The organism is Vibrio sp. FE10, assembly GCF_030297155.1.
Lineage (GTDB): Bacteria > Pseudomonadota > Gammaproteobacteria > Enterobacterales > Vibrionaceae > Vibrio > Vibrio apostichopi.
This window is the reverse complement of the sequence record NZ_AP028067.1, coordinates 2,963,152-2,980,543: the sequence shown is the minus strand read 5'-3', so window position 1 is coordinate 2,980,543 and position 17,392 is coordinate 2,963,152. Positions and strand designations below refer to the sequence as shown.

Below are 17,392 nucleotides of genomic sequence, written 5' to 3'. Positions count from 1 at the left end.
AGTACAACCGTATAAATAGTCGTTATAATGACGCTATTAATAGAACCACATATAGTAAATTATGTACGTACTAGAACTTCAATTTGAGTGTTTTGATAACACAACGGTAAGCGCTGTCGACAAGGCAGTTAATGGCTTGATGGATGCACTTCGTTATAACGGGCAAGTGTTGGGGCGTGAGTTTCCAATCGTGATGGGTGACGGTGAGTTTTATGTTCGCGTTGTGTGCCCTGAGCAAGACAGCTTACACCCACGTAATCACTCAGATTTCGTGAAAGTGTGTTTTGATCGCTTGTCTAATGCGAGTCTACTTACGCCTAAAATGCGTTTGCTGGGTCGAGATCTTAACTCTGAAGAAGTGGCTGAAGACGAAGAGCCGAGCTGGCAGGTGTTGTACACGACGTTTGTTCATACCTGTTCACCGCTGCGCAGTGGTGACAGCTTATTGCCGATCCCTTTGTACCGCAATCCACCGACTTTTAATGGCGACCATAAAGCCGTGTTGAAATGGCAGACCGAATGGCAGGCCTGCGATGAAGTCCAAATGGGTGGTGGTTGTCGTGCTGAACACGCCACTTTAACTGAGATCAGTGATACCAAAAGCGTATTGTTCAAACGTGGTTGGGGTTTAAGAGGGCGTATTGAGTATCTCACTAAGATCCCAACGTATTACTACTTATACCGTGTGGGTGGCATTAGCTTAAAAGCTGAAAAAGAGCGCAAATGTCCGCAATGTGGTGGTGAATGGCTGCTAGATGCGCCGATCCACGACATTTTCTATTTCAAGTGTGACGACTGCCGTCTGGTATCAAACATCTCTTGGGATCATATTAAGTAATCCATTTCGCTCTATTCTAGATTCAAGGTATCGAAGTATGAGCCAATATTTCGATACTTGTTCCTCTGATTTTCTCCCTGCTAGCTTCCCGTTTATTTCTCTTTTTATCCCTTAATTTTGATCGTTTATCAGTATTGGGAAAACCAATCTGGTCGAACGAATTTAGTACTTAAACACGTCCATTCTGTGTTTTATCTCTCGCTCTGTAGCCCTCAAGTATTCACCAAGATAATTCCACACCCATCAACTTTTGATCATTTCAATAGTTAACTGGATCACAGTAATCAATCAGTTCTCTTCCAATTTATATTCCTCTCAATATAAATGGGACCGGTCCCATGGGAATGTTCCCATTTATAAAAATAACGTAATTCTAGATCTTAAAGGAATGGACGATGAAACTGTTACCTATTGCTGCTGCACTCTCTACTGCTTTACTTACACCTAATTTATACGCTGATGAAACCACGCCATTGGAGTTCAATGGCTACATGCGCGGCGGCGTTGGCCTGAGTAATGAAGGTGGATCAAATAGCAAATGGGAGGTGAGTAAAGTTGGCCGACTCGGCAACGAAAATGACCTGTATGGTGAGTTTGGTTTTAGAAAAGAGGTGTATGCCGAGGACGACGTTTCATTTTTAGTTGATTCCATGTTGTCGTACTGGCAAGGCCAAGATGAGAACGCCGCGGATAAAAGCGTTGATGTGGTGCAATTGAATGTTCAAGCGGTCGGGCTTTTTGAAGATAAGGACATTGGAATTTGGGCGGGTGAGCGCTACTACCAGCGTCATGATGTACACATCGTTGATAATTACTACTGGGATGTCAGTGGTATTGGTGCTGGCGTAGAGCACATCAATATGGGCCCAGGTAAATTATCGGTCGCTTTGATTCAAGACACCGTGACGGGCGATGTTTTTGATGGCAAAGAGACGACAGCCATGATTGCTGACGTGCGCTATGCAGGAATTCCACTGTGGAACAATGCGGATCTTGAGGTCGGTATTGATATGAACTTCGCCAATGAAAAACAAGGTCAAACGGTGGATGCGGATGACAGCATAATGCTAACGGCAAGCTTGAATCAAAATCTTACTGGTGGCTTCAACAAAACCATTCTTCAAGTCGCTAACTCTGGCTATGCCGAGCAGATGACAACCTTTGGTACCGGTAAGGGCATCGTACGTGATGCAAACAATAATGACGCCGAGGGCTTTCGATTGATTAACTGGGGTGTGCTTGCGATTGGTGAGAACATCGAGTTTGGCCATACTGTTCGTTATGCCATGTCGACGGGTGTGGGTGCGAATAATAGCGATGATGACTCTTTCAGTGCAGTCATTCGTCCGCTTTACAAGTGGGACAAGCGCATGCGTACCATCCTTGAAATTGGTGGTTTTGTTGAAACCATTAATAACCAAGATGGGGCGGGTGGCAAGTTTACTGTGGCTCAGGCTTGGGTACCGCAAGTGGGTTTTTGGTCGCGTCCTGAATTTCGTATTTTTGCGACTTACCTAAACGATGCTGAAAACGACAATGCCTTCGGTGAAGGTAAAAACAGCGAAATGAGTGTTGGCATGCAAGTGGAAGCTTGGTGGTAAGCTGACTCTTTTAGCCAATGGCAATCAATAAAAAAGGGGCTGACGTTGAGTCAGCCCCTTCGGGTATCTATACGATGCTGTAGTTTAGGTGATTACCAACCTTTAACTACGCCACCTTGGAAGATATCAGAAGCTGCGTTGTATACTTCTTCAGTTTGGTAAGCTTTAACGAAGTTCTGTACGTTTTCAGCGTTTAGGTTGTCTTCACGAGAAACGATTAGGTTTACGTATGGAGAATCTTTGTCTTCAACGAAGATACCGTCTTTTTGCGGAGTCAGGTTGATAGAGCTCGCGTAAGTCGTGTTGATGATAGACAGTGCTACGTCATCTAGAGAGCGAGGAAGTTGCGCCGCGTCTAGTTCAACAATTGTTAGGTTCTTAGGGTTCTTAACGATGTCACGAACGGTAGCTAGAAGACCAGCACCTTCACGAAGCTCAAGTAGACCTTGTTGCTCAAGAAGAAGCAGAGAACGACCTAGGTTAGTTGGATCGTTAGGTACCGCAATACGAGCACCGTCTTGGATTTCGTCTACAGATTTCACTTCTTTAGAGTAACCCGCAATTGGGTAAACAAACGTGTTACCAGCAATAGTTAGCTTGTAACCACGGTCAGCCACTTGCTGATCTAGGTACGGTGCGTGTTGGAATGCGTTGATGTCGATAGAGCCGTCATCCAGTGCTGCGTTTGGTGTTACGTAATCCGTGAAAGTCACTAGTTCAACGTCTAGGCCGTACTGCTCTTTTGCTACTTTAGCTGCAACTTCAGCAACTTGTGCTTCAGCACCTGCCATTACGCCAACTTTTACTTTAGAAGTGTCGACTTCTTTGTCACCACAACCTGCTAGTACTAGCGCTGATGCTGCTGCTGCGATAGTAAGTAAACCTTTAAGGTTAAATTTCATAATAATCTCCTTTTAATAACTCTATTTAATTTGGTTCAGACGACTTTGAGTGTGGTCTGTAAGTCGTTATCTGTGGTCAACACGGCGAACTAATGAATCACCGATTGATTGAATAATTTGTACCAGCACAATCAACATCACTACCGTCACAGCCATGATAGTCACATCATAACGGTGGAATCCGTAACGAATCGCGACATCACCTAGGCCGCCACCACCTACGGTACCTGCCATTGCTGAGTAGCTCACCAGCGTTACTAATGTAATCGTTACTGAGTTGATGATAGTCGGTAGTGCTTCAGGAAGCAGAACCTTATTGATGATTTGTGTTGGTGTTGCGCCCATTGATTGAGCCGCTTCTACTAGACCTGTTGGTACTTCAAGTAGCGCACTTTCGATAAGTCGAGCCACGAATGGGATAGCGCCAATCGTCAATGGAACAATCGCTGCTGTTGTACCGATGAAGGTACCAATCAGCATCTTAGTCAGTGGGATAATCGCAACCATCAGTACTAAGAAAGGCACTGAACGACCCACGTTCACAACCGCACCGAGAATTTTGTTTAGCTTGGTGTTCTCTAACAGACCACCTTTTTTAGTCGTGTGTAGAATCACGCCTAATGGGATACCGACAGCGAAGCCAACAATGCCCGCTACTGCAACCATGTAAAGTGTTTCGCCTGTTGCGCCTAATAGAAGGTTACCGTTAAGGCTGATCCAGTCAGCAATCTCGTTGAAACTAAAGGACATAACCAAGTACCTCTACTTTTACATTGTTGTCGCGTAGGAATTGAATAGCAGCATTATCATCGGCTTCATTACCGAACAGTTCTGCGACCATCATGCCGAACTTAACGCCGCCTGCGTAATCTAGGTCTGAACTTAAGATGCTGACATCGATATTAAATTTACGTGCAATTTGTGTCATTAGCGGTGCATCAACGGTTGCGCCAGTAAACTCAAGACGTACCAACGGGTAGCTGCTGTTTACGCGAGTTTCTTGCAAGCGTGCTTGGTAATCTTCAGGAATCGTCAGATCCAAGGTTGAGCGAATAAATTGATGCGCCAGTTCTGTCTTAGGGTGTGCAAAGATGTCACCGACAGTGCCTTTCTCTACTAATTCACCACCGCCAATGATCGCCACTTCGTGACAAATGCTTTTCACTACATCCATTTCATGAGTAATAAGCAGGATAGTGATGTTCAGCTTGCGGTTGATTTCACGCAGTAGCTCAAGAATAGATTGAGTCGTTGCAGGGTCCAGTGCACTGGTCGCTTCATCACACAACAATACTTTCGGGTCAGATGCCAGTGCGCGAGCAATCGCAACACGCTGCTTTTGACCGCCACTCAAGTTCGCAGGGTAGGTATCACGCTTGTCTGATAGGCCTACAAGGTCAAGTAACTCACTGACTTTCGCCTCAATAACCGCTTTATCTTTACCGGCAAGCTCTAAAGGCAGTGCTACATTGTTAAATACAGTACGAGAAGACAGCAGGTTAAAGTGCTGGAAGATCATGCCGATGTTACGACGCGCTTCGCTGAGTTCTGATTTGCTGAGTTTTGTTAGGTCAATACCGTCAACAATCACTTCACCTGAGGTCGGGGCTTCCAACATGTTTACACAGCGGATTAGGGTACTTTTGCCTGCACCTGAAGAGCCAATGACTCCAAAGATTTGACCTTGAGGAATGTGGAGGTTGATATCAATTAAGGCATTGATTTCTTTAGTGCCTTGATAGAAAACCTTGTTGACTTGATTCACTTTAATCATAGGGAAACTCGTGCAGGTAAAACAGAATAATATATCGATAGCTCGTTCGATTTACAGACGATGCTATGGTGTTCTATGATCTAAGTCAATAGATATTTTTACGTCTAGACGGCTAAACGTCGATCGTGTTGCTAGGTTAGAAACAAATCGTTAACGAACGCAAAACTAAATAGATAGTGATGAAGCAAATAAAGCGTGTAATAATTAATGATTAATAGAGAGTTGATAGAGAACTGAATTTTGTCTAAACCGGCTGTTTTTTTAGATCGTGATGGTGTGATTAACGTTGATCACGGCTACGTACATGATGAGCATGACTTTGAATACATCGATGGTGTATTTGAAGCGGCGAAAGCGTTTAAAGATATGGGCTATTTACTGGTACTTGTGACCAACCAATCTGGTATTGCTCGTGGCAAGTTTAGCGAAGATCGTTTTCTTTCTTTGACACAGTGGATGGATTGGAACTTTGTCGATAATGGCGTTGAGTTAGATGGTATCTATTACTGTCCTCATCATCCTGAACACGGCATTGGCGACTACAAACAAGATTGTGAATGTCGTAAGCCTAAACCAGGTATGTTCATTTCTGCTCGTGACTTTCTGAAAATTGATATGGCGAACTCTGTCATGATCGGCGATAAAGCTGAAGACATGATGGCAGCAGAAGCCGCTGGTGTTGGTACTAGAGTGTTGGTGAGAACCGGTAAACCCGTGACTGAAAAGGGTGAGGCACTTGCCAGTGTCGTGCTGGATAGTATTAAAGATGTACCAGCATATTTGAAAGGCTAAACACAGACCTATCGCTCAGTATGCAAATGAGTGTTGTTCACTATATTTGCCCACTATATAAAGATGAGGAACGAAGTATGAAAGCTATGTTAGTAGCATCTCTATGTTCAGTTGCATTAGTCGGGTGCTCTAAATCAGCAGCTCCTGAGACTGAGAGCGCAACATCGGATAATCAATTCGTGACTTATCAATGTGAGTCTGACGTTTCGTTTGAAGTGGCTTACCTTGATAATGAAAAAGCGGTATTACGTCTCCCTGAGAATGAATACCGTCTGACTCAAGTTCCAGCAGGTTCAGGGACGAAATACATCTTAGATGATGGAACCTCGGAACTGATTAACAGCGTCACTTTACGTACTAAAGGTGACAACGCACGTCTAGAACTTGGTCGTGTCGTCTATCGAAATTGCCAAAAGTAAGTCATAGTAACCGCTAGGATTTACAAACAGTTAAGTGAGGGATTAGCCCTCACTTTTTCTTCTCTTCCCTTTAACGTTAGACTTTTTATGAGCAAAAAACTCACTATTCTCGATATTGCTAAGCTGTCCGGTGTTGGTAAGTCAACCGTATCACGCGTTCTGACCAATGATCCAAAAGTGAAACCTGAAACCCGTGAAAGGGTGGAGAGAGTAATTCAAGAATCTGGGTACACGCCTTCAAAGTCTGCGCAGTCGATGCGTGGTGGCAGTCAAAAAGTCATCGGTGTCATCATTTCTCGTCTGGACTCTCCCTCTGAAAATAAAGCGGTTAGCACCATGCTGGCTGAGTTATATCGAGCGGATTACGACGTGGTGATCATGGAAAGTCAGTTAGATAGAGAAAAAGCCAATGAGCATCTTCAGGTTCTTAAGCGTCGCAATGTAGATGGCATCATTGTGTTTGGCTTTACTGACTGCGATATTCCTGCAATCGAAGCTTGGGAACACAAAGCCGTAGTGATTGCTCTGGATACCGAGAACGTAACGTCGATTAACTACGATAACCAACAGGTGATCAATAGTGCGTTAACGCATCTATCGGATCAGGGGATCTCTGATGTTGGCTTCATTGGCGTTGATCCTAGCGATAAATCAACCGGTGAGCTTCGTCTTAAGGCCTACCTGGATTGGTGTGAAGTCACAGGCTCGATCGCCAACTATCGTACTGGTCAACTTCATCATGAAAGTGCTTATCAGTTGGTGGATGAGGTGCTTGCTCCTGCGACTCAAGCGATTGTGTGTGCCAGTGACACATTGGCTCTTGGCGTAATCAAACGTCTACAAGAGCTACAACGTGAAGATGTGGTGGTGACCGGTGTCGGTGGCAATGATCTTCTCTCTTTCTTGTTCCCGCGAGTATTTAGCATTGATCCCGGGTATCAATCTGCAGGCAAGTTGGCCGCTAATCTATTGATATCTCAGCTTTTAGGCAATTCAGAGATCTCTCATCACACTCAATCTCCGATTCTATAATCCACTCAATCAAGCGAAATTGAACTGCTTAGATTAAAATTAGAGTGTGATCTCTTTCAATTAATGGGACTGTTCCCATTTTAATTTATCATTTATGTGGGCATTATAATAACCGTAATTGGGAATGTTCCCATTAATCTAAATCCGAGTGGTTATAGCTGCATGGTTTAGATGAGTAATTGAATGAAACCAGGGTGGGGTAGTATGAGTAAGATAGCGAAGCAAGACGTTGCGCGTCTTATCGAGTTAGTCGGTGGCAAAGAGAATATTGCGAGTGTTAGCCATTGTCTGACTCGACTGCGTTTTGTATTGAACGATACGGAACAAGCGAACAAAGCAGAACTAGAGAAGCTTAAGCTGGTAAAAGGCTGCTTTACTAACGCAGGTCAATTCCAAGTGGTTATTGGCACCGAGGTTGATGAGGTGTACGCACTTCTGATTGAGCAAACTGGCAAAGATGCATCATCAAAAGATGAGGCGAAGTTGGCTGCTCGCCAGAACATGAACTTCCTTGAACGTGGTATCTCCCATTTAGCCGAAATTTTCGTACCACTACTGCCTGCCATTATTACTGGTGGTTTGATTCTTGGTTTCCGTAATGTGATTGGCGACATTCGCATGTTCGACGGCAAAACCTTGGTTGAAATCAGCCAATTCTGGGCAACCGTTCACTCTTTCTTATGGTTGATTGGCGAAGCGATTTTCTTCTTCCTACCGGTTGGTGTGTGTTGGGCAACAGTTAAGAAACTCGGCGGAACGCCTATTTTGGGTATTACGCTCGGTGTGACCTTGGTTTCTCCACAGTTGATGAACGCTTACATGATTGGTAAATCGGTACCTGAGGTGTGGGACTTTGGCTTGTTCGTGATTGAGAAGGTCGGTTATCAAGCTCAGGTGATCCCTGCGATGTTAGCGGGTGTGGCTTTGGCCTTCATTGAGACCAACCTTAAGCGCATTGTTCCTTCTTATCTCTACCTTGTTGTCGTGCCATTTGTCTCGATTATCTTGTCTGTGATTCTAGCGCACGCTTTCATTGGCCCATTCGGTCGTATGCTAGGCGATGGTGTGGCATTCACGGCTAAAGTGGCAATGACTGGTGACTTCGCGATTCTTGGTTCAGTGGTCTTTGGCTTCCTCTACGCACCTTTGGTTATTACGGGTATTCACCACACAACCAACGCTGTGGATCTACAACTGATGCAAGACTTAGGCGGCACACCAATCTGGCCTTTGATCGCGCTATCAAACATCGCACAAGCTTCAGCGGTTGTCGGCATCATTATTTTGAGTAAACGTGAAGGTGAACGAGACATCTCGGTACCAGCAGCAATCTCTGCTTACCTAGGTGTAACGGAACCTGCGATGTACGGCATCAACCTTAAATACAAATTCCCAATGCTGAGCGCAATGATCGGTAGTGCTGCAGCGGCTGCAATCTGTGGTAGTGCAGGTGTGATGGCGAATGGTATCGGTGTTGGTGGCTTACCGGGTATCTTATCGATTCAACCTCAATATTGGTCGGTTTACTTAGTCGCGATGCTGGTGGCGGTTGTACTGCCGATAACGCTGACATTGTTCTTCTATAAACGAGCACAGATGAAAGGCGAGCTAGAAACCGCCAACGCGTAATGCATTTAGCAAGCGATGACTTCAAGTGAGTCATCGCTTTTTCTCTTAGTTATAGCTTTTTCTTTTAGTTATAACGGCTATTCGACCATGATTCACATGGTGATTTTTTATTTATATTTTCTGGTAAGTGAGTGTTAGAGATGGCGATGACTGAGCATGATGAAAGTTGGTGGAAAACCGCAACCATCTATCAAATCTACCCAAAGAGTTTTTGTGACAGTGGCAGTAAAGGCACTGGCGATATCAAAGGGATCATTTCGAAACTGGATTACCTCAAACATTTGAGCGTGGATGCGATTTGGCTAACCCCAGTTTACGCGTCACCCATGATCGACAATGGTTACGATATCTCAGACTACTACGCGATTAACCCTCAATTCGGCACCATGGAAGACTTCGACTTATTGCTGGCTGAAGCGCATCAACGTGGTATCCGTATCGTGATGGATATCGTGGTAAACCATACTTCAACAGAGCATGCATGGTTTCAGTCTGCATTGGGTGACAAAAGCAGCCCATACCGCGATTACTACATCTGGAAAGACCCAGTAAACGGTCAAGCACCAACCAACTGGCAATCTAAGTTTGGTGGTAATGCATGGGAAATGGATGATGCAACTGGTCAGTATTTCTTACATCTATTTGCGAAAGAACAGGCCGACCTCAACTGGGAGAACCCGGTTGTACGTGAAGAAGTAAAAGACGTTATCAGCTTCTGGGCTGAGAAGGGCGTTGATGGTTTCCGCTTGGACGTGATCAACCTGATTTCAAAGCAGCAAGATTTCCCGAATGATGATATTGGTGATGGTCGTCGTTTCTATACCGATGGCCCACGTGTGCATGAATATCTAAAAGAGATCAGTGAAGCGGTATTCCAGAAATACGGCAGTGTGACCGTAGGCGAGATGTCTTCAACCACGTTAGAACATTGTCAGCAATACTCAAACATTGATAACAGTGAGTTATCGATGGTGTTTAACTTCCACCACCTTAAGGTTGATTACACCAATGGTGAGAAGTGGACCAATGCGCCGTTTGATTTCTTACAGCTCAAGTCGATCTTCAATCACTGGCAAACGGGCTTGAACGGTAAAGGATGGGGAGCACTGTTTTGGTGTAACCATGACCAACCAAGAGTCGTGAGCCGCTTGGGTAACGATAAACAATATCGTGTTGAGTCGGCTAAAATGCTGGCTGCTTCTGTGCACATGATGCAAGGCACGCCTTATATCTATCAAGGCGAAGAGATTGGTATGACTAACCCTGGTTATACCGACATCAGCCAATATCGTGATGTAGAGAGCACCAACATGTACGACATCATGGTTAACCGTGATGGTGTGGCTCATCAGGATATGATGGCGATTTTAGCGCAAAAATCTCGTGATAACTCTCGTACGCCAATGCAATGGAACGATGAAACTTACGCAGGCTTTTCACAATCACAGCCATGGCTTGATGTTGCGAATAACTACACTGAGATCAACGCCGAGCAAGCATTGGAAGATAAAGACTCTGTTTTCTATTTCTACAAGAGCTTGATTGAGTTACGTAAAGAAGTACCCGTGATTACTCATGGCAACTATCAAGATCTATTGCCTGAGCACTCTTCGGTATTTGCGTATTCTCGCGAAAGTGATAACCAGACTTTGGTTTGTATTAACAACTACTATGGTGAAGAAACGGAATGCGTTTTACCTGAGCGTTTTGAGATGATGAAGGCTAAGAGCCTGTTGTCCAATTATCATGTGAGCGAGAGTTCAGTTAAGTCTCATCACCAAGTATTACGACCTTATGAGACGCGGATTCTTTTTATTGAAGATTAATCTTGTTTCTATTTCAACAAACCTAATTCTTACGTCCCCCTAAAGATTTAGGCTTTTACAAAAGGCTTTGGAGTGCTCCCCAAAGCCTTTTTGTTTTAGTTATATCTGGATTATCGTGCCTTGAGTCTGCTAGAAACTAGAGTGTCGAGTAGCCAGTGACGATAGAACAGGTAGTGAACTCTAAGACGCGTAGTTGACCGAATAACGAGTAGGCTTGTGATTCATTGCTAATACAATGTTCAGCACAGCGGTACCCAATACAGAAACGGCAATTACCCAAGGCGATACAAAGAAGAAGGATGCAAACAAAATACAGGCATCAATGGCCATTTGGGTTTTACCTACCGAGATACCATAGCGATCTTGAATGAACAAACACAATACGTTGAAGCCACCCAAGCTTGAGCGATGACGGAATAGGATCAGCATGCCTAAGCCCATTAATAAGCCGCCAGCGACTGCACAATAAATCTCATTATGAACTTCTAACGAAATCACCAAGTATAAATGATCGGCAAACACAGACACTAAAGCGCCGGAGATGGCACTGCTTATTGCAAAGTGACGGCCAAATCGTTTCCATGCCAATAGATAGAATGGACAGTTAGCAATAAAGTACAGAATACCAAAGGTTACTGGCGTAAATTGACTCAAAAGCAGAGCCAAGCCAGTCGTGCCACCAGTAAGCAGGTTTGCTGACTGTAAAAAGAAGACGCCTAACGCCACTAAAAACGTACCAGTGAGGATTGCTACCCAATCTTCTTTACGTGTGTGTTTTTCCATCGTTTTTATAATTACCTATCCAATAAAGGCGAGCATAGTAGAGAAAAACCTTAGCTTTCGGTAGCTAGAGGGGCAAAATTAAGGTAAACCTATGTAATCTGCGTTTTACAGGGTGTAAATCGTAAAATTGACAGTAAGCGTCATCTTTGGTTGGATATGCTTAATAACCATGATGAATCTTATATGTGATTATGAAAAAACTGCATGATAAAATTGCAATTAGCTCTTTATGACCTAGATCAAATTATGTAGAATGCGTCACATCAAAACGGTGACGGAAACGTTTGCTTTCGGTCGTTGTGTGGTTTTTTTGAAACTTTCAGTACAATCTGAGTCAGGAGATACAGATGCTTAAGCGTGACATGAACATTGCTGATTACGATGCGGATCTATTCGCAGCTATCCAAGAAGAAACTCTTCGTCAGGAAGAGCACATCGAACTTATCGCTTCAGAAAACTACACAAGCCCACGTGTAATGGAAGCTCAAGGTTCTCAACTTACAAACAAATACGCTGAAGGTTACCCTGGTAAGCGTTACTACGGTGGTTGTGAGTTCGTAGATAAAGTTGAAACTCTAGCAATCGAACGTGCATGTGAACTATTTGGTGCGCAATACGCGAACGTACAGCCTCACTCAGGTTCTCAAGCGAACAACGCTGTGTATATGGCGCTACTAAACGCTGGCGATACGGTTCTTGGTATGAGCCTAGCGCACGGTGGTCACCTAACTCACGGTTCTCCAGTAAACTTCTCTGGTAAGCTTTACAACATCATTCCTTACGGTATCGATGAAGCTGGCCAAATCGATTACGAAGAGATGGAAGCGTTAGCTATTGAGCACAAACCTAAGATGATCATCGGTGGTTTCTCAGCTTACTCTCAAGTTTGTGATTGGAAGCGCATGCGTGAAATCGCTGACAAAGTAGGCGCTTACTTCTTCGTAGATATGGCGCACGTTGCTGGCCTTATCGCTGCAGGTGTTTACCCTAACCCAGTTCCACATGCTCACGTTGTAACGACTACAACGCACAAAACGCTTGCTGGTCCTCGTGGTGGTCTTATCCTTTCTAACGAAGGTGAAGATCTTTACAAGAAGCTTAACTCAGCAGTATTCCCAGGCGGCCAAGGTGGCCCTCTAATGCACGTTATCGCTGGTAAAGCAGTAGCGTTCAAAGAAGCTCTAGAGCCAGAGTTCAAAGAATACCAAGCTCGCGTAGTTGCTAACGCAAAAGCAATGGTTGCTGAATTCCTAGCGCGTGGTTACAACATCGTTTCAGGTTCTACAGAGAACCACCTGTTCCTCGTTGATCTAATCGACAAAGACATCACAGGTAAAGAAGCAGATGCAGCACTAGGTTCAGCTAACATCACAGTTAACAAGAACTCAGTACCAAACGATCCACGTAGCCCGTTCGTTACGTCTGGTATCCGTATCGGTTCTCCTTCTATTACTCGCCGTGGTTTCTCAGAAGCAGACGCGAAAGCTCTTGCTGGCTGGATGTGTGACATCCTTGATAACATGGGCGATGAGTCTGTTATCGAAGCAACGAAAGCAAAAGTTCTAGAAATTTGTAAGCGTCTACCTGTTTACGCTTAATTTTTCTGGCTCAAATAGCTTAATTTCTGTGTCAAAGGTGCTCATTTATATTCGTAAACTCCGCGCCTTTTCCTTGAACTAAAGCTATTTGATTGAAAAATGCGATTTGAAAGGCTCCTGTATAGGGGCCTTTTTGTTTCTAGATAAAGGTGTTTGTAAACTCTGCACCTTTTCCTTGAACTAAAGCTATTTGATTGAAAATATGATTTGAAAGGCTCCTGTATAGGAGCCTTTTTTACGTTTGAAGGTTATCTATCTAAGTAATAAAGAGCGGGTACTAAAAAGGGCTAATGCTTTCACATTAACCCTTTGTCGTTTGCTTGTGTCTATTCTACTTTTTGATGCTGAGCAAGGTGCCTGACTTACACTTGAACGAGTAGTACTTGCGGCTTTCATTGAACTTGCCTAGGCCTTCGCCATCACAGTAATCGATGTTGATATCACGCATTACTTCTAGCGTATCTTCGCTGCTTAAAGCGAATTTAGAGCCATCAGAGCAGACGATGCGTACTCTTTCATCATGGCTGACAGAGTAGATATCGACTTCGGTATTACACAGCTCAAAAGAGGCTTCACGAAAGTTGTCTTGCTGAGTATTTGAAGCGCAACCGGCGGTGAGTGTGGCTGCGATAACGGCTAAAAGTCCGAGTCTTTTCATTGTTAATCCTTCACTATCATCAAGTTGAATGATGAGTTTTATATGCTATTTGAGGTAGCCTATACAACAATACGCTTCGGTTCAAGGAGCGTTCGTTGACTCTAAGATATAAAAGTATAGGTGCAGACAGATAATTTATAACGGGTTTACTGCCTGATTACTTATTACGTATCACCAACAAAAAAAGACCAACACAGAGGTTGGTCTTTTAATAGGAAGTTTGTTTTAACTAATTATCGAAACTGTTTGGCTTCGGCAAGGAACTCAAAACCAGCCGACGCGAGTTTCGCGATTAATGCGGCTTTGTCGATTTCGTAGAAGTTGACTACTCGATCCAAATCACCACCGAAGTCGTCACGCAGCTTCATGTTGACGATGCTCATCAACATTACAGGATCCATCTTTTCAAAGTTAGCGAGGTTCATATTAGTCCTCGAAATCTGAGATCAGTAGGTTAGCTGCGGCAAATGCAGCGCTATCTCTTGCTTCTTTAGGAAGAGACTCATCCGCAGCAAGGTCATTCAATGTTTTTACAGCGCAGGTGATCGCTTTAGGAATATAGCCTTGGTCGCCACTGCCAATTTGAGAATACAGTTCACGCACCAAATCACAACAATCGTATACTTTCATTTTTATACCTAACCAAATGATAACTGATCTCAATATACACATAGAGATAAGCAAAAACAAAGTGGATCTGATTAAGTTCAGAGTTAGTTTGTCCTTGCTCAATATCTCATTTTGTTGATGCTCGATATATCACTTGGTTAGCTTGTCATTTAGGTCGATCTTTACGATTCGCGGGTACTTATTGAGCAGCTTAGTATCTACTGATTAGCCGGATATTTGCTGTTCAAGCTGATAAGTAACTTCATCAGCAAGGTTGAGTTGCTTAGCTAACTCTTTGAGGTACGCCTTTTCCATAAAGTTCTGCTCGTCAGCCACAATTAAAGAGGCTAAGTAGATCTCACTTGCTTGTTGAGGTGAGGTTGCTAGCTGAGCGGTCTCGCTTGGATCGAGTGGCTTGTGCAATTCTTCAGACACCAATTTGGTCAGCTGATAATCTGCGCCCATGTTCTCGACGGCTTGTTCTATCTTAGCCATCTCTTCTTCATCAACATGCCCGTCGGCTTTAGACGCGGCTATCATCGATCGTAGAATCAGAACGCTGTGGTTTGCATCATTTTCATCAAATTGAGCCTGTTCGATATTCGGTGTTTGACCTTGTTTAGACTGATAGTCGTTGTAGACCTTATAAGCCAAAGCACCCAGTGCTGCTGCGCCGCCAATGCCAGCCGCTTTCTTACCCATTTTCTTGGTCTTCTTAGAACCCATTAACGCACCTAACAGTCCACCACCAACAGCACCTGCACCGAAGGCACCTAGTGTGCTCTTACTGCTACTCTTGCCATCGCTGTTACTGCTTTTAGAAAGGCTGCTTAAACTCGAAGATCCTTGGGAAAGCTTCTGAGTACCTTGTTTAACGAGATCTGATTTAAGTGCTTGGTTAAGTAAGCTTTTGATATCCATCGATACCTCCAATGTAAATGTGTCAAAGAGTAGTTGAAACCAATATACGGATTTAAAGATGAACAGGGGATTAACTTACGTTATTTACTCTACTGATAAATAGAAGGGAGTTTGAAGAGAAACGACAGGCACAAAAAAGGCCACCTAATGGCAGCCTTTCAATATCTATCTAACTAACTAACTAACTATCTATCTATCAGCTAGCAAGCAATAGGATTACTTTGCTAGTTGAGCTTTAAGGTGCTCGATAACCGTGTCCATTGCGATAACTTCTTTATCACCGGTACGACGGTTTTTGTATTCGAAGTTACCTTCGTCCATGCTGCGATCACCGATAACGATAGTGTGAGGAATACCCACTAGCTCGATATCTTTAAACATAACACCTGGACGCTCTTTACGGTCATCGAATAGTACTTCGATACCCATAGCTGTTAATTCAGCGTATAGTTTCTCAGCGGCTTCTTTAACGCGCTCAGATTTGTGCATGTTCATTGGTACGATAGCAACTTGGAACGGCGCTAGTGCGTCTGGCCAAGTGATACCGAATTTATCGTGGTTTTGCTCGATAGCAGATGCAACAACACGTGAAACACCGATACCGTAACAACCCATTTCTAGGATTACGCTCTTACCATCAGGACCAAGCACGTTACAGTTCATTGCTTTAGAGTAAGTATTACCTAGCTGGAAGATGTGACCAACTTCGATACCACGCTTAAGCTGGATAGTACCTTGACCACATGGGCTAAGGTCGCCTTCAACAACGTTACGTAGGTCTTCAACTTGAGCAAGCTCAACGTCACGACCCCAGTTAATACCGAAGTAGTGCTTACCGTCTACGTTTGCGCCAGCGCCGAAGTCACTCATTACAGCAACAGAGCGGTCAACGATGAATGGAAGCTCTAGGCCAACAGGACCTAGTGAACCAGGACCGGCACCAACAAGTGCACGAATCTCTTCTTCAGAAGCCATCTCTAGTGGAGAAGCGATCTGTGGAAGGTTTTCTGCTTTCACTTCGTTAAGCTCGTGATCACCACGGATGATTAGAGCAATGATATCTGCTTCTACTTCATCAGACGCTTTAACGAATAGAGTCTTAACGGTCTTCTCGATTGCTAGACCGTGTTGCTCTACAAGCTCAGCAATTGTTTTTGCGTTTGGCGTATCAACCAGTTCCATCTCTTGAGTTGGCGCTGCAACTTCTTCAGTAGGAGCTAGTGCTTCTGCTTTCTCGATGTTCGCTGCGTAATCAGATTCAGAAGAGAATGCGATTAGGTCTTCGCCGCTTTCAGCAAGAACGTGGAACTCTTGAGAGCCGCTGCCGCCGATAGCGCCAGAGTCTGCCAATACTGGACGGTACTCAAGGCCCATGCGGTCGAATGCTTTACAGTAAGCATCGTGCATCGCTTGGTAAGACTTTTCTAAGCCTTCTTTGTCGATATCAAAGCTGTACGCATCCATCATAGAGAATTCACGTGCACGCATTACGCCAAAACGAGGGCGGCGTTCATCACGGAATTTAGTCTGGATTTGGTACAGGTTTAGAGGTAGCTGTTTGTAAGAGCTGATCTCGTTACGTACTAAGCTCGTCACTACTTCTTCAGCTGTTGGGCTAAGAACGAACGGACGAGAGTGACGGTCTGTGAAACGAAGTAGCTCAGGGCCCATCTTTTCAGAACGGCCAGTCTCTTCCCAAAGCTCAAACGGTTGAACTACGGGCATCAAGATTTCAACGGCACCTGCATTATCGATCTCTTGGCGAACGATATTTTCGACTTTACGCAGTACACGTAGACCAGTAGGTAGCCAAGTATATAAACCTGAAGCTAGCTTACGGATCATACCTGCACGTAGCATCAGCTGGTGGCTGATAACTTCTGCGTCGTTTGGAGTCTCTTTCAGAGTAGAAAGAAGGTAGTTACTGGTACGCATTCTATGGTATCCGTTTCATCATTGATAAAAGAAAATTTGCTGCAGTTAGTGACGACAGCAAGTCTGATATAGCCG

At 44.2% G+C, this 17,392-nt stretch carries 17 protein-coding genes; 8 read left to right on the top strand and 9 right to left on the bottom strand.

Translation table 11 applies throughout. The annotated features are described in order from the left end of the window. Positions 1 to 61 precede the first annotated feature (61 nt). Both QUF19_RS13290 and QUF19_RS13285 read left to right on the top strand, forming a co-directional pair. Entirely contained in the window at positions 62 to 838 is a 777-nt protein-coding gene (locus QUF19_RS13290) for a Zn-ribbon-containing protein (protein WP_102435095.1), read from the top strand. 395 nt (positions 839 to 1,233) lie between these two features. After that, entirely contained in the window at positions 1,234 to 2,439 is a 1,206-nt protein-coding gene (locus QUF19_RS13285) for a carbohydrate porin (protein WP_286294577.1), read from the top strand. A gap of 92 nt (positions 2,440 to 2,531) precedes the next feature. Here QUF19_RS13285 and QUF19_RS13280 read toward each other — a convergent pair whose 3' ends face one another. From QUF19_RS13280 to metN, 3 genes are all read right to left on the bottom strand, one after another. Continuing rightward, the gene (locus tag QUF19_RS13280; RefSeq protein WP_102384777.1) at positions 2,532 to 3,341 is read right to left on the bottom strand and encodes a MetQ/NlpA family lipoprotein; all 810 of its coding nucleotides are present in this window, start codon (positions 3,339 to 3,341) and stop codon (positions 2,532 to 2,534) included. Between the two features lie 66 nt (positions 3,342 to 3,407). Next, positions 3,408 to 4,091: a methionine ABC transporter permease gene (locus QUF19_RS13275; protein ID WP_004734372.1), complete on the bottom strand. Its 684-nt coding sequence runs from the start codon at positions 4,089 to 4,091 to the stop codon at positions 3,408 to 3,410. After that, positions 4,081 to 5,115, bottom strand: a complete 1,035-nt coding sequence (gene metN / locus QUF19_RS13270; protein ID WP_102435093.1) for a methionine ABC transporter ATP-binding protein MetN — start codon at positions 5,113 to 5,115, stop codon at positions 4,081 to 4,083. Before metN ends, QUF19_RS13275 begins: the two co-directional genes overlap by 11 nt. Positions 5,116 to 5,355: 240 nt before the next feature. Between metN and gmhB the strand changes: the two genes are divergently transcribed. From gmhB to treC, 5 genes are all read left to right on the top strand, one after another. Then, positions 5,356 to 5,907: a D-glycero-beta-D-manno-heptose 1,7-bisphosphate 7-phosphatase gene (gene gmhB, locus QUF19_RS13265; protein ID WP_017110402.1), complete on the top strand. Its 552-nt coding sequence runs from the start codon at positions 5,356 to 5,358 to the stop codon at positions 5,905 to 5,907. A 77-nt stretch (positions 5,908 to 5,984) separates the two neighbouring features. After that, positions 5,985 to 6,326: an MliC family protein gene (locus tag QUF19_RS13260; RefSeq protein ID WP_286294558.1), complete on the top strand. Its 342-nt coding sequence runs from the start codon at positions 5,985 to 5,987 to the stop codon at positions 6,324 to 6,326. Positions 6,327 to 6,413: 87 nt separating this feature from the next. Beyond that, on the top strand, positions 6,414 to 7,358 hold the full coding sequence (gene treR / locus QUF19_RS13255) for a trehalose operon repressor TreR (RefSeq protein WP_102435091.1): 945 nt from the start codon (positions 6,414 to 6,416) through the stop codon (positions 7,356 to 7,358). A gap of 204 nt (positions 7,359 to 7,562) precedes the next feature. After that, complete coding sequence (gene treB, locus QUF19_RS13250) at positions 7,563 to 8,987, top strand: PTS trehalose transporter subunit IIBC (protein ID WP_286294557.1); 1,425 nt, start codon at positions 7,563 to 7,565, stop codon at positions 8,985 to 8,987. A 140-nt stretch (positions 8,988 to 9,127) separates the two neighbouring features. Further along, on the top strand, positions 9,128 to 10,813 hold the full coding sequence (treC, locus tag QUF19_RS13245) for an alpha,alpha-phosphotrehalase (RefSeq protein ID WP_286294556.1): 1,686 nt from the start codon (positions 9,128 to 9,130) through the stop codon (positions 10,811 to 10,813). A gap of 180 nt (positions 10,814 to 10,993) precedes the next feature. Here treC and QUF19_RS13240 read toward each other — a convergent pair whose 3' ends face one another. Beyond that, positions 10,994 to 11,596, bottom strand: a complete 603-nt coding sequence (locus QUF19_RS13240) for a YitT family protein (RefSeq protein ID WP_102435087.1) — start codon at positions 11,594 to 11,596, stop codon at positions 10,994 to 10,996. Positions 11,597 to 11,943: 347 nt separating this feature from the next. Between QUF19_RS13240 and glyA the strand changes: the two genes are divergently transcribed. Beyond that, positions 11,944 to 13,194, top strand: coding sequence for a serine hydroxymethyltransferase (gene glyA / locus QUF19_RS13235; protein ID WP_017106297.1), 1,251 nt, complete (start codon positions 11,944 to 11,946; stop codon positions 13,192 to 13,194). 331 nt (positions 13,195 to 13,525) lie between these two features. Here the strand turns inward: glyA and QUF19_RS13230 are convergent, their stop codons facing one another. The 5 genes from QUF19_RS13230 to QUF19_RS13210 form a co-directional block, all read right to left on the bottom strand. Further along, positions 13,526 to 13,852, bottom strand: coding sequence for a hypothetical protein (locus QUF19_RS13230; RefSeq protein ID WP_017107167.1), 327 nt, complete (start codon positions 13,850 to 13,852; stop codon positions 13,526 to 13,528). 233 nt (positions 13,853 to 14,085) lie between these two features. After that, the gene (locus tag QUF19_RS13225; protein WP_102435086.1) at positions 14,086 to 14,277 is read right to left on the bottom strand and encodes a DUF4250 domain-containing protein; all 192 of its coding nucleotides are present in this window, start codon (positions 14,275 to 14,277) and stop codon (positions 14,086 to 14,088) included. Position 14,278: 1 nt separating this feature from the next. After that, the gene (locus tag QUF19_RS13220; protein WP_102435085.1) at positions 14,279 to 14,482 is read right to left on the bottom strand and encodes a YaeP family protein; all 204 of its coding nucleotides are present in this window, start codon (positions 14,480 to 14,482) and stop codon (positions 14,279 to 14,281) included. Between the two features lie 204 nt (positions 14,483 to 14,686). Beyond that, positions 14,687 to 15,382: a tellurite resistance TerB family protein gene (locus tag QUF19_RS13215; protein ID WP_286294547.1), complete on the bottom strand. Its 696-nt coding sequence runs from the start codon at positions 15,380 to 15,382 to the stop codon at positions 14,687 to 14,689. A gap of 216 nt (positions 15,383 to 15,598) precedes the next feature. Then, positions 15,599 to 17,317, bottom strand: coding sequence for a proline--tRNA ligase (locus QUF19_RS13210; RefSeq protein ID WP_286294546.1), 1,719 nt, complete (start codon positions 17,315 to 17,317; stop codon positions 15,599 to 15,601). Between the last annotated feature and the right edge of the window lie 75 nt (positions 17,318 to 17,392).

Bases quoted from the DNA above. Each gene is read 5' to 3' on its own strand.
- QUF19_RS13290 (WP_102435095.1), top strand. From the start codon at position 62: ATGTACGTACTAGAACTTCAATTTGAGTGTTTTGATAACACAACGGTA.
- QUF19_RS13285 (WP_286294577.1), top strand. From the start codon at position 1,234: ATGAAACTGTTACCTATTGCTGCTGCACTCTCTACTGCTTTACTTACA.
- QUF19_RS13280 (WP_102384777.1), bottom strand. From the start codon at position 3,341: ATGAAATTTAACCTTAAAGGTTTACTTACTATCGCAGCAGCAGCATCA.
- QUF19_RS13275 (WP_004734372.1), bottom strand. From the start codon at position 4,091: ATGTCCTTTAGTTTCAACGAGATTGCTGACTGGATCAGCCTTAACGGT.
- metN (WP_102435093.1), bottom strand. From the start codon at position 5,115: ATGATTAAAGTGAATCAAGTCAACAAGGTTTTCTATCAAGGCACTAAA.
- QUF19_RS13260 (WP_286294558.1), top strand. From the start codon at position 5,985: ATGAAAGCTATGTTAGTAGCATCTCTATGTTCAGTTGCATTAGTCGGG.
- treR (WP_102435091.1), top strand. From the start codon at position 6,414: ATGAGCAAAAAACTCACTATTCTCGATATTGCTAAGCTGTCCGGTGTT.
- treB (WP_286294557.1), top strand. From the start codon at position 7,563: ATGAGTAAGATAGCGAAGCAAGACGTTGCGCGTCTTATCGAGTTAGTC.
- treC (WP_286294556.1), top strand. From the start codon at position 9,128: ATGGCGATGACTGAGCATGATGAAAGTTGGTGGAAAACCGCAACCATC.
- QUF19_RS13240 (WP_102435087.1), bottom strand. From the start codon at position 11,596: ATGGAAAAACACACACGTAAAGAAGATTGGGTAGCAATCCTCACTGGT.
- glyA (WP_017106297.1), top strand. From the start codon at position 11,944: ATGCTTAAGCGTGACATGAACATTGCTGATTACGATGCGGATCTATTC.
- QUF19_RS13230 (WP_017107167.1), bottom strand. From the start codon at position 13,852: ATGAAAAGACTCGGACTTTTAGCCGTTATCGCAGCCACACTCACCGCC.
- QUF19_RS13225 (WP_102435086.1), bottom strand. From the start codon at position 14,277: ATGAACCTCGCTAACTTTGAAAAGATGGATCCTGTAATGTTGATGAGC.
- QUF19_RS13220 (WP_102435085.1), bottom strand. From the start codon at position 14,482: ATGAAAGTATACGATTGTTGTGATTTGGTGCGTGAACTGTATTCTCAA.
- QUF19_RS13215 (WP_286294547.1), bottom strand. From the start codon at position 15,382: ATGGATATCAAAAGCTTACTTAACCAAGCACTTAAATCAGATCTCGTT.
- QUF19_RS13210 (WP_286294546.1), bottom strand. From the start codon at position 17,317: ATGCGTACCAGTAACTACCTTCTTTCTACTCTGAAAGAGACTCCAAAC.